The 11,605-nt window shown below is 71.7% G+C and carries 12 protein-coding genes; 5 read left to right on the forward strand and 7 right to left on the reverse strand.

Going from position 1 to position 11,605, the window contains the following annotated elements:
- Window positions 1-52 precede the first annotated feature (52 nt).
- The 4 genes from AHOG_RS24630 to AHOG_RS24645 all read right to left on the reverse strand — a co-directional run bounded on the left by AHOG_RS24630 (window position 53) and on the right by AHOG_RS24645 (window position 3,636).
- Window positions 53-1,156 carry an SIS domain-containing protein gene (locus tag AHOG_RS24630; protein ID WP_093944777.1) on the reverse strand — a complete coding sequence of 368 codons (1,104 nt, stop codon included), beginning with the start codon at window positions 1,154-1,156 and terminating at the stop codon, window positions 53-55.
- A gap of 5 nt (window positions 1,157-1,161) precedes the next feature.
- Window positions 1,162-1,398 (reverse strand): Trm112 family protein, encoded by a 237-nt coding sequence (locus AHOG_RS24635; RefSeq protein ID WP_093944778.1) that lies wholly within the window; start codon window positions 1,396-1,398, stop codon window positions 1,162-1,164.
- A 51-nt stretch (window positions 1,399-1,449) separates the two neighbouring features.
- Window positions 1,450-2,799, reverse strand: coding sequence for a phosphomannomutase/phosphoglucomutase (locus AHOG_RS24640; protein ID WP_093943446.1), 1,350 nt, complete (start codon window positions 2,797-2,799; stop codon window positions 1,450-1,452).
- 360 nt (window positions 2,800-3,159) lie between these two features.
- Window positions 3,160-3,636 (reverse strand): metallopeptidase family protein, encoded by a 477-nt coding sequence (locus AHOG_RS24645; protein WP_093943447.1) that lies wholly within the window; start codon window positions 3,634-3,636, stop codon window positions 3,160-3,162.
- 151 nt (window positions 3,637-3,787) lie between these two features.
- Between AHOG_RS24645 and AHOG_RS24650 the strand changes: the two genes are divergently transcribed.
- Complete coding sequence (locus AHOG_RS24650) at window positions 3,788-4,138, forward strand: DUF3499 domain-containing protein (RefSeq protein ID WP_093944779.1); 351 nt, start codon at window positions 3,788-3,790, stop codon at window positions 4,136-4,138.
- A gap of 553 nt (window positions 4,139-4,691) precedes the next feature.
- Here AHOG_RS24650 and AHOG_RS24655 read toward each other — a convergent pair.
- On the reverse strand, window positions 4,692-4,940 hold the full coding sequence (locus AHOG_RS24655) for a WhiB family transcriptional regulator (protein ID WP_169725951.1): 249 nt from the start codon (window positions 4,938-4,940) through the stop codon (window positions 4,692-4,694).
- 332 nt (window positions 4,941-5,272) lie between these two features.
- Between AHOG_RS24655 and AHOG_RS24660 the strand changes: the two genes are divergently transcribed.
- From AHOG_RS24660 to AHOG_RS24675, 4 genes are all read left to right on the forward strand, one after another.
- A complete protein-coding gene (locus AHOG_RS24660) occupies window positions 5,273-6,037 on the forward strand; it encodes a site-2 protease family protein (protein ID WP_093944780.1) in 765 nt (254 codons plus the stop codon).
- Between the two features lie 102 nt (window positions 6,038-6,139).
- Window positions 6,140-7,138 carry a 2-phospho-L-lactate transferase gene (cofD, locus tag AHOG_RS24665; protein ID WP_093943449.1) on the forward strand — a complete coding sequence of 333 codons (999 nt, stop codon included), beginning with the start codon at window positions 6,140-6,142 and terminating at the stop codon, window positions 7,136-7,138.
- Window positions 7,139-7,149: 11 nt separating this feature from the next.
- Window positions 7,150-8,526, forward strand: a complete 1,377-nt coding sequence (locus tag AHOG_RS24670) for a coenzyme F420-0:L-glutamate ligase (RefSeq protein ID WP_093944781.1) — start codon at window positions 7,150-7,152, stop codon at window positions 8,524-8,526.
- On the forward strand, window positions 8,523-9,062 hold the full coding sequence (locus tag AHOG_RS24675; protein WP_093943450.1) for an NUDIX hydrolase: 540 nt from the start codon (window positions 8,523-8,525) through the stop codon (window positions 9,060-9,062). Before AHOG_RS24670 ends, AHOG_RS24675 begins: the two co-directional genes overlap by 4 nt.
- A gap of 137 nt (window positions 9,063-9,199) precedes the next feature.
- Here AHOG_RS24675 and AHOG_RS28920 read toward each other — a convergent pair whose 3' ends face one another.
- Entirely contained in the window at window positions 9,200-9,745 is a 546-nt protein-coding gene (locus tag AHOG_RS28920; protein ID WP_157737030.1) for a hypothetical protein, read from the reverse strand.
- A gap of 588 nt (window positions 9,746-10,333) precedes the next feature.
- Window positions 10,334-11,245: a glycosyltransferase family 2 protein gene (locus AHOG_RS24685; protein WP_093943452.1), complete on the reverse strand. Its 912-nt coding sequence runs from the start codon at window positions 11,243-11,245 to the stop codon at window positions 10,334-10,336.
- Between the last annotated feature and the right edge of the window lie 360 nt (window positions 11,246-11,605).

Here is an 11,605-nt window from a genome sequence, read left to right on the forward strand (position 1 = left end):
CCTAGTCTGCGGTCAACAAGGCTGACGGGTGCGATGCGCCGGGACAGGCGGGTCAGCGACCTGCTCCGGCCAGCTCTCCCGAGCCGCCCAGCGCTCCCGTGGCCAGGCCGAGGTACACGGCGCAGAGGTCGAATCTCGCCGCGAGGGTCAACGCGCCGAGCACGTCGGCGTCGCCGCCCGCCGGGCCGTCGAGGTCCGTCTCGGGGGACACGACGTCGCCGCCGGGCACGGCCTCGCCCGCCTGCCGGGCGAGCGCCATGGCCTCGTCGCCACGCTGGATCGACAGCAGCAGCACCCGAGGGCGTGGCGCGACCTGATCGTCCGGGTCGGCGAAGATGTCGAGGCTCTGTGCCTGCCCGGCGACCGAGCGGTACAGCGCGGGCCGGCGGACGGCGTTCTGATAGTCGCCCGCGTCGGCCACCAGGCCGCTGAAGGCGGCGAGCGAGTGGGCCGCGTGGGCGGCCACGGCCGTCGCGACCGGATCGAGGCCCCAGAGCAGCGGAATCCGATCGGACAGCCGTAGGGCCAGTGTCTTCGCCGGATTCACGAAGGTCTCGTGGACGGGATGGTCTCGTTCCGCCTCGCGGTCCACGCCGTCGGCGACGCGGTCGAGGTCGACGGAGAGCAGCCCGAGCGCACGGGCCGCGAGCAGGCCGCCGGTGACGGCCCTGGGCAGGCTCAGTCCCGGGGGCGCGGCGACCCTCGGGTACAGCAGCACCGAGGAGCCCGCCGCCGCGGCGGCGACGGGTCCGTCCTCCGGCAGGGTCAGCAGCAGCCGGGCACCGCGACGAGCGGCGCGGTACACCGACTCGGCGAGCGGCCGGTCGTGTCCGTCCTCGACGTGTCCGACGACGACGTCCAAGGGACCGACCCAGGCGGGCACGAGATCGGCGAGGACGACGGGCACCGGACACACCGGTCCCAGGAGCGCCGCCAGCATCCGCGCGGCCGTCGCGCCGACGGCGGACCGGCAGAGCAGCACCAACGCCCTCGGCCGGTCCTCGATCCGTGCGGCGAGGTCGGCCTCCACCGCGCTCTCCTGCGTCGAACGGATCTGGGCGCCTGCCGTCGCGCCGTCGCGCAGCAGCCCGACGACGTCGGCACGTTGGAGCAGTGCGGCGTCGTCGAGCACCTCGCCGAGGTCACGGTCGAGCATCTCGATCACCTGCTCGTCGAGACTCCGTCGGTCGAGCCGGAGGGCGGCGTGCCGGGGCCTGCCACTGCTTCGTCGAGCAGCAGCACCGGAATGCCCTCCTGGACCGGGAACCGACGGTCGCAGCTCGTACAGGTCAGCAGGTCGGCGTCGGAATCCTCCGGTGTGCCGACCACGAGTGCGCCGTGCTCCGGGCACGGGCAGGCGAGAATCTCCAGAAGACGAGCGTCGAGGGTGACGGACACGGTTCCTCCTAGCCGGTTGAAGTCAGCGATGCACACTCTCGTCCGCCGCGATCATCCGCGGACGATCGAGAGGACCTCGTCTCGCAGTCGTGCCATCTCGGCGTCGCCGGGACCCTCCACGTTGAGCCGCAGCAGCGGTTCGGTGTTGGAGGGGCGCAGGTTGAACCAGGAGCCGTCGGCGACCTCCACGGTGAGTCCGTCGAGCTCGTCGACCGTGGCGCCCTCCCGGTCGAGGAACGCCGCCTTGACCTGGGCCATGCGTTGATCCGGTTCGGCCACCGTGGAGTTGACCTCGCCGGACGCGGCGTAACGGCTGTACTCACGGGTGAGCTCCGACAGGGGGTCCGGCTGCTCGCCCAGCGCGGCGAGGACGTGCATCGCCGCCAGCATGCCGGTGTCGGCACGCCAGAAGTCACGGAAGTAGTAGTGAGCGGAGTGCTCGCCGCCGAAGATGGCGCCGGTCTCGGCCATGCTCTGTTTGATGAAGGAGTGGCCGACCCTGGTGCGCACCGTGCTGCCGCCGTGCTCGGCGACGATCTCGGGGACCGCCTTGGAGGTGATCAGGTTGTGAATGATCACTCCGCCGGGGTCCTTGCCGAGCTCCCGCACGGCCACCAGCGCGGTGACGGCGCTCGGAGAGACCGGGTCGCCGTTCTCGTCGACGACGAAACAGCGGTCGGCGTCGCCGTCGAAGGCCAGGCCCGCGTCGGCGCCCACCTCGCGGACCTTGGCCTGCAGGTCGACGATGTTGGCGGGGTCGAGGGGGTTGGCCTCGTGGTTCGGGAAGCTGCCGTCCAGCTCGAAGTACAGCGGGACGATGGTCAGCGGCAGGTCCTTGAAGACCTCGGGGACGGTGTGTCCGCCCATGCCGTTGCCGGCGTCGACCACCACCGTCAGCGGCCGGGAACCGGACAGGTCCACCAGTTCATGCAGGTAGGCGGCGTAGTCGGCGAGCAGTTCACGTCGGCTGACCGAGCCCCGGCGTCCGACGAAGCCGGGAACGCCCTTCTCGACCATGTCTCGAATCTCGGCGAGTCCGCTGTCCTGCCCGACCGGAGCCGCGCCCGCCCGACAGAGCTTGATGCCGTTGTACTTCGCCGGGTTGTGACTGGCGGTGAACATGGCGCCGGGCAGGTCGAGTCGCCCGGAGGCGAAGTACAGCAGGTCGGTGCTGGCCAGGCCGATGTCGACGACGTCGACGCCCTGGCCGGTGACGCCCTCGGCGAAGGCAGTGGAGAGTCTCGGCGACGAGTCGCGCATGTCGTGGCCGACGGCGATGGCCGGCCCGCCGACCAGCCGGGCGAAGGCGGCGCCGATGTCGCGGACGACGGCCTCGTCGAGCTCCTCGTCGACCACGCCGCGGATGTCATACGCCTTGACGATGCCGGACAGGTCGTGCACGCCACTCTCCCTCGTCTGCGGGCCCGCCTGCTGCCGGCGCCCCTGCCTATCGCAGCCTACCGGCGTCGCCTCCTCCGCCGCGTGGGTCGGTGCGGTCCGTGATCGACAGGTGACGCCCGCAGGACCTCCGTGCTGCCCGCGACCCGACGGGCCGCCTGACGGGTCCGTCGCCGCCGACACGCGCGCTGACCTGTGACGACGACGTGGGCTCTCGCCGAGGGGCGGGGCGTTCTCCCCGGTATGTCCGCGATAGGACGGACCGAGGCGGTCCCGGGCGGCGTGGACGGGCGGACCGGGCGGACTGCTCCGGACGGGTGCACTTCGCACCGGGGACCGCCCCGGCCATGCGTCCCGGCAGGCTCAGGAGTCGCCGTCGACCACGTCGGGATCGAGTCCGAGGTAACTGGCGACCTGCTCCACCAGCACGTCGTGGACCAGGTCGGAGAGGTCGATGCCGTCCTGCGCCCTGGCCTCCAGCGGCCGCCGGTAGAGCACGATGCGCGCCCTCGTCGGCACGCCCCGACGGTCGACTCCCGCCGGGATCAGCCGCGCGAGCGGCACCCGGCCGTCCTCGACCACGTCGACGCCCTGCTCCGCCTCGGCGTGCGGTTCGGCGTTCAACTCGGGGACGTCGTCGACCGCCACGTCGAGTTGCGTCAGCTCGGTGCGCCACCGCTGCTCCAACGGCTCGAGCGCCTCCAGGACCAGGGCGTCGAACTTCTCCGATCGACTCCGTGCGGCCGGAGTCGACGGCGGATACAGTGCGCCCCGAAGACCTCGTCCTCGGCGATCTCGACGGGACCGCGTCCGTCGCTGATATCCGTGCGCTGCGACCACGGCGCCGAGGGTACGCCGTGCGCGGCGAGGGCCGCTGCGGGCCGAGAACAGACCAGGTTGCGGCTACCTGGAAGATGTCACGGACAAGTGTCATCCGCGTGGCTGCTACGCGGTGAGGAAGAAGGGCGCTATGGTCGCCGCTGTGCGGAGCGTGAGACGGTGCTCGCGAACCGGGTGTACGAACCCGGCTGTCGCCACGCTCACCTACGCTTACGCGGACTCGACTGCCGTGGTGGGGCCGCTGGCCACCTTCGCGGAACCACACAGCTACGACCTCTGTGAAGCCCATGCCATGCGGCTCACCGCCCCCAAGGGCTGGGAGGTCGTCCGCTATGAGGGCGAGTTCGCGATTCCGCAGCCCACCGTCGACGATCTGACCGCGCTGGCCGAGGCGGTTCGCGAGGCGGGGCGCGCCGATCGGGCACACGAGGCGGTCGAGGGCACGATCACCCGGGGCCCTCGGGCCCATCTGCGCGTCATCCCTACTCCGCCGGAGGACTGACGCCCGGCGTCTGACGCATCCCGCCGTCGGAGCGGCCGCCCGCCGTGAACGACGACGCATGCGCGGCGCCGACCGAGTCCGTGCGCGGCCCGCTGCTCGCCGTCACCCGCTCCACGGCGTCACCCGCTCCACGTCGTCACCCGCTCCACGTCGTCACCCACACCGTGGCGCCGGGCTTCCGTCGCGACGCGGCGTCCTCGACTGGGCACGGGCGCAGGGACCGGCCTGGCTCAGGCTCGGCTCACGGCGCTCCCCACCCGTCGAGGTCGTCAGGACCTCGACGGGTGGGGGCGCCGGAGCGGGCAGACACAGTTCGCGAATCATCGAGCCACGAGAGCGGAAACCCACTTCGACTTCCGCCGTTCTGCCGACCGAGGAGAATGGAGTGCTGCCCTGATCATCCGGTTCGGAGTATTCTTCCGATTAAGGTCATGAACGAAAATCAACCCCGGATCATCACACGAAGACGATCCAGGGTCGACGCCACGGATGGCGGTGCTCGTCATCCCGGGCAGGCCCACCCAGCCGAGCCGACGAGCCGAACGGGCCTCCTTCAGGACGCCCGCTTCTTCAATTTGCGTCTCTCCCGCTCGGAGAGGCCGCCCCAGATACCGAAGCGCTCGTCATGCGCCAACGCATACTCCAGACACTCCGCGCGCACCTCGCAGCCTGCGCAGATGCGCTTGGCCTCCCTGGTCGAGCCTCCCTTCTCCGGGAAGAACGCCTCAGGATCCGTCTGTGCACATAGTGCACGCTCTTGCCAATCCTGTTCCTCATCCCCCGTGTCGAACAGATCGGTCAGTCCTTCGAGCTCCCCAAGCCGAAGGTCTCCCCGCTCTGCCGCACGGTTCTCTTCGAATTCCCGCACGTCCGCCTCCTCGCCTTCCGCACTCCCCGGTTGGCGGACGTCACCCGTCGCCCCTCTCCAGGACGCCGAATGACACCGATGTGATTACACCTGTGTAACCGCAGGGGGTCAAGCCGAGCTCATCCGAATGGGGGATTGTTCGACGACCTCGGCAGCGTCCGGACGGCGGTGTCTCCGACCTCGCTGGACCATTCCGGGAAGCACCGGCCCGAAGCCGCCCACGCCGCATCGCCCGACCGGGTTCCGCGATGGGACACACTGGGTTCGTGATGCGATCCGCCGTCCGGCCGAGCCCCCTGTTCCTCGTCATCCTCGCCGTGACCGTCGCGGGCGCGCTGCTGACGCTCGTGGAGCAGCAGATCGCACTGACGACCGGCATCGTGCTGCTGGTCATCGGCGGCTGGGCGGTGTCGCTGTGCCTCCATGAGTTCGGCCACGCGGCGGTCGCCTTCCGGGGCGGCGACCACTCGGTGCGCGCCAAGGGCTACCTCACCCTCGACCCCCGCCGATACACCGATCCGGTGCTCAGCCTGGTCCTGCCGATGCTGCTCCTGCTCGCCGGCGGCATCCCCCTGCCCGGTGGGGCGGTGTGGATCAATCGGCACGCGCTGCGGTCCAAGGGTGTCGAGTCCGCGGTGTCGCTGGCCGGTCCGCTGACGAACCTGGTGCTCGGTGCGCTGCTGGTGACGTCGGTCGCGCTGTTCCAGCCGCCGCTCGGTCTGGCAGCGGGTCTGTCCTATCTGGCCTATGTACAGATCATCGCCTTCGTGCTGAACATCCTGCCGGTGCCGGGTCTGGACGGTTACGGGGCACTAGAGCCGTATCTGCCGTACCAGGCCCGCCGTTACGGGCAGATCGCCCGCCCCTGGGCACCGCTCGCGCTGTTCGCCCTGCTGCTCGGTCTGCCGGAACTGGGAATCACCGTGCTGAGTGACACGCTGTTCGGCCTCACCGGGTGGATCTTCGACCTGATGGGCGGCGAGGCGCTCTACGCCCAGCTCGGCCAGCTGGAGTTCCGTTTCTGGAACTGAGACCGCCCTCGGGCCGGACTCGGCGGGTGCGGCGCGACGCGGATTCGGATCTTCGTCTCACACGGCCGTGAGGCGGTCGGCAGCCGCACTAGGATCGACCGGGTGAAGGTTGTCGTACTCGTCGGCGGGGTCGGTGGCGCCCGCTTCCTACTGGGCGTGAAGTCCGCGCTGGGCCTGCCGCTCCACGGCGACGCCCCCGAGGCCGCGCCGCATCAGATCACCGCCGTGGTGAACACCGGCGACGACGTCCAGATGCACGGGCTCCAGATCTGCCCGGACCTGGACACCTGCATGTACACCCTCAGCGGTGCCATCGACGAGGAGAAGGGCTGGGGCCGCGCCGCGGAGACCTGGACCGTCCAGGAGGAGCTGGCCGCCTACGGGGTCGAGCCCGACTGGTTCGGTCTGGGAGACCGGGACATCGCGACCCATCTCGTCCGCACCAGGATGCTGCGGGCCGGCTATCCGCTGTCGACGGTGACCGAGGCGTTGAGCGCGCGGTGGCGACCGGGCGTCCGACTGCTGCCGATGTCCGACGACCGCGTCGAGACCCACGTCGTGATCGACGATCCCGGGGCAGGCGAGGGTGGGCGCCGCGCGGTGCACTTCCAGGAATGGTGGGTGCGCCATCGTGCCGCGCCCACCGCCCACGCGATCGGACCCGTCGGCATCGACGAGGCGACCCCGGCGCCGGGCCTGCTGGACGCGGTGAAGGAGGCCGACGTGGTGCTGTTCGCCCCGTCCAATCCCGTGGTGAGCATCGGCACGATCCTCGCGGTGCCCGGCGTGCGCGAGGCACTGCGCGAGACCACCGCGCCGGTGATCGGCGTCTCCCCGATCATCGCGGGACGTCCGCTGCGCGGCATGGCCGACGCCTGCCTGTCGGCGATCGGCGTCGAGAGCACGGCCGAGGCCGTGGGGCGGCACTACGGCTCCCGTGCCGCCGAGGAGGGACTGTTGGACGGCTGGCTGGTGCACACCGGCGACGAGTCGGAGGTCCCGGGAGTCACCGTGCGCGCCGTGCCGCTGCTGATGTCCTCCCCGGAGGCGACGTCGGCGATGGTGCAGGCGGCATTCGACCTGGCTGGAGTACGTGCGTGATCGAGGACGAGATGATCGAGGAAGCCCCCGTCGCCGTGCCGCCGGTCGGCGATCACGCGGCCGCCGACCGCCTGGAGGTCCTGGCGGTTCCGGGTCTTCCCGAGTTCGCCGAGGGCCAGGATCTGGCGGCGGCGATCGCCGAGGGCGCGCCCTGGTTGCGGGACGGCGACGTCGTCGTCGTCACCAGCAAGGTGGTCTCCAAGGTCGAGGGCCGGATCGTGGACGTGCCCGCCGACCCGGCGGGCCGGGAGGCCGCCCGACGCGAACTCGTGTTCGCGGAGGCGCGACGCGTCGTCGCCTCGTTCCGCAGCAGCCTGATCACGCAGAACCGGCTGGGCATCGTGCAGGCCGCCTCCGGCGTGGACAACTCGAACATCGCGCTGGACAAGATCGCCCTCCTTCCGGAGGACCCGGACGGCTCGGCCGCGCGGCTGCGTGCCGCGCTGCACGAACTGTCCGGTGTCACGGTGGGCGTCGTCATCACCGACACGATGGGCCGTGCCTGGCGGGTGGGTCAGACCGACGCGGCGATCGGCTCCGCCGGGATCGGCGTCCTGCACCGCTACCACGGCGGCGTCGACTCCTACGGCAATGAGCTGTCGGTGACCGCGGTCGCGGTGGCCGACGAGATCGCCGCGGCCGCGGACCTGGTCAAGGGCAAGCTGGGCGCCATGCCCGTGGCCGTCGTCCGTGGTCTGGCCGCCCAAGACGACGGCTCCACGGCGGCCGACCTGCTTCGGCCGGTGGAGGAGGACCTGTTCCGACTCGGCACCGACGAGGCCGTGGCGCAGGGCCGCCGCGAGGCGGTGCTGCTGCGACGCTCGATCCGCGAGTTCGACGACCGCCCGGTGGACCCGGCCGTGGTGCGGCGGGCGATCGGCATCGCGTTGACGGCTCCCGCACCGCATCACACTCGTCCCGTGCGATTCGTCTGGCTGCGTGATCGACGACGGCGCGACACGCTGCTGGAGGCGATGCGCGAGAAGTGGGTGCGGGACCTCTTGGCCGACGGCCGCGACGAGGCGTGGGCCCGGCGGCGGACGCGGCGAGGCGACCTGCTGTTCCGCGCGCCCGAACTCGTCCTGCCGTTCATGGTTCCCGACGGCGCGCACGACTATCCGGACGAGCGTCGGTCGGCGGCGGAGCACACCATGTTCACCGTCGCGGGTGGCGCGGCGGTGCAGGGCCTGCTGGTGGCGCTGGCGGCGGAGGACGTCGGGTCGTGCTGGGTCTCGTCCACGATGTTCTGCGCCGATCTCGTCCGCGAGGAGCTGGACCTGCCCGCCGACTGGCATCCGCTCGGCGCCGTGGCCGTCGGACATCCGGTGGCGGGGCCCCAGCCGCCCCGCGAACCGCGGGACCCGGCGTCGGGCCTGGTGGAGCTGTGAGGATGCACGCGGACACGGTGGCGGTGTTGAGCGCCTGGCAGGCGCCGAACGCCGAACAGGAGTCGCTGCGACAGGCCTTTCTGGCCTTTCTCGCCTCCTCCCCGGATGCCTGCCGCCGGGAGTACGCCCCCGGCCATGTCACGGCGTCGGCGCTGGTGCTGGACGCGACGGGCCGCAGCACGCTGCTGACCCTGCATCCCAGGGTGGGTCGCTGGCTTCAGCTCGGCGGACACTGCGAACCCGAGGACACCGGTCTGCGCGCGGCGGCGCTGCGCGAGGCCGAGGAGGAGTCGGGCATCCGGGGTCTGCGCATCGACCCGACGCCGCTGCATCTGGACGTCCACGGGCTGACCTGCTCGGGCGGGGCGCCCACCCGACACTTCGACGTGCGCTACCTCGTCCGCGCTCCGGCGGGGGCGCGGGCGGTCCGCAGTGCGGAGTCGGTTGACCTACAGTGGTGGCCGGTGGACGGACTTCCGTCCAACGTGGACTCTGTTCCCCGCATGGTCGAGCTGGCGCTCGGCACCGAAGACTGACGACGGGTAGTAGCCTGCCTCGCTCGCAGGGAATAGTGTGGAGACCGCACCGGGTCCACCCCCGACGAGCGTGTACGACAAACGACGTCGATCACGGTGGCGGCGCCGATGCCAGACCCGATGTGGCCGAGGCAACGTCAGGAGAGGTCGTCACGATGGACCCCCGCGATCGGGCCGACGAAACCCTCGCGCGAGCACGCGCTCGCGGCACCTTCGTCATCACGCCGGACAGCGCCACCTCCCCCATGGACGCCGCCAGCACCGTGCAGATTCCTCGGTCGGTGGTGACCGCCAGCGATTCGGTGAATCCGGCGCCGGATCACGATCCGACCGTGGTGCTGCGCGGTCGGGTCTCGCGGGGCCCGTATCCCAACCCCCCGGCCGGCGGCCACCAGTCGGGTGGGCACCCAGTCGGTGGTCCTCGCGACGGCGGCCCTCGGGATGGCAGGGTGCCGCAGGGCCAGCAGCCACCGCACCCCGGCCATCGTCCGGGCCAGCGGCCGCCGCAACAGGGACAGGGTCAGCAGGCCCAGCCCCAGCAGCAGCCTGGTCAGCCCGGTCTGCCACAGCAGAATCAACCGCAGCAGGGCCAGCCGCCGGGGCCCCCGCTCCACCAGCAGCAGCCGTCCCAGGTGCCCGCCCAACACCAGAACCAGGGCGAGTCGACCATCCCGCCGTGGCACACCGAGGAGTTCTGAGCCTGGACGGCGACGCGGCACGGACGACGTGCCGGCCGGGTGACGAGGCCTGTCTCCGGCAGGCCCGTCTCCGGCGGCCGGCAGCCACGCGCCAGGCTGCCCCGCGACTCAGCGGCCCCGAGCCGACGTCCACGATCTCGCCCCGCCCGCCCGACCCGCGCTGCCCCGCCGAGGCCGCCCGGATCACGCGGGTTCCACGAAGCCCCGACTCAGGGGGCCGCCCCGCTCTCGACCGCCGAGGCCGCCAGAGGAATGACACGACCGAGGCAGGCCCGGCGGCGACGGCAGGCCGCCGTGTCGTGGCCTGGTGCCTACGGTCGTCCCCACCAGACTGAAGCGCCACAGGACCGGAGCGGCACAGGACTGCAACGGCCACCGGGCCGCGACGGCACCGGGGTCAAGCGCAACGGAGCCGAGACGGCACGCCGAAGAACGACGCCGGGTGCGTCGGCGGTGCGATGTCCGCCGATCGCGCCCACGTCCCGCGACCCGGCGCCGCAGGCGACCGCGCTCGCGCCGCCGGGATGCCCGACGTCGTCCAAGCCGCCCTTCCGGGCGTGATCACGCGGTCGATCAGGACTTTCCGCCGCCGGCGTCGCGGAGTTCGAGCCGCCTGCGCGCTTCGAGGCCGACCTTGAGCGCCAACCGCACCGGGGCCCATTCCGGACCCTGGTGACGATCCGCCAGGTAGCGGTAGGCGCTGCGATGGTGCTCGGTGAGCATCCGCCCGGAGGCCTTCGACGTGGAGTGCCCGCCGAGGTGGACGACCTCGGCGGTGGGCACGTACACGTTCAACCAGCCCGCCTTGGCGATCCGATCGCCGAGGTCGACGTCCTCGAAGTACATGAAGTACCGGGAGTCGAAGCCGGCGACCGAGTCGAAGGCCGACCGGCGGATCAGCAGACACGAACCGGACAGCCAGCCCGCCGTGCGCTCCGTCAGGTGCGCGTCCGCCTGCCGGTAGGCACGGCTCCATGGGTTCCCCGGCCACACCTTGCCGAGGAGGCCGTGCCCGACGCCCTTGGTCAGGGAGGGGAGCATCCGCGCCGAGGGATAGACGCGGCCGTCGGTCTCGCGGATCAGCGGGCCGAACACCCCTCCCCTCGGCCACCGCCGCGCCGCCGCGAACAGTTCGTCGATGCTGCCCTCGCCCCATTCGAGGTCGGGATTGGCGATCAGCACCCAGCCGATCTCCGGCCCCAGCGTGGCGACGCCTCGATTGGCCGCACCGCCGTAGCCGAGGTTCTCCCCGATCCGCAGCAGCGTCACGCCGTCCCGCTCGGCACCCTTCTCCGGCGCTCCGTCGACGGACCCGTTGTCGGCGAGCACGACCTGGACCGGGCGGGTCGTCGCGGCCTCGAGGGTGTCGAGGAACCGGGCGAGCGTCTCACCGGGGGAATAGGTGACGGTGACGACGGCGAGCCCTTCGCCGTAGGAGACCGGCTCGGCGGAGGCAGCGGATCGCGAAGAGGTCACGAGAAGCATTCTGCACGGTCGGATTCGACGGGACGGCGGCGGCGTGCGTGCCTGCGGGCGCCCGGCGGCGGCCGTCACGACCGCCCAGGCAGCCGCCTTCTCGGGCGGTCGCGAGGTGCCTGCCCGGCGGCCGTTCGCGACCGTTCGGCACCGATCGCGGCCGTCCGGCACCGGGCACGGCGGGACGAGACGGTCCGGATGCGAGGTCGTGCCGCCCTGTCCGCGGGTGTGGGGCGTCAGGGTGTCGTCGATGCGTCGAGCGTGCCATCGGGATCGGGTGTCGGGGTCGCGCGTCGAGGTCGGCGCTGCGTGCCGGGCGCTGCTCCGGACCGGCGACCAGGCTGCGGTCCCTCATGCGCTGGATCGGCC

The organism is Actinoalloteichus hoggarensis (assembly GCF_002234535.1).
Taxonomy (GTDB): Bacteria; Actinomycetota; Actinomycetes; order Mycobacteriales; family Pseudonocardiaceae; genus Actinoalloteichus_A; species Actinoalloteichus_A hoggarensis.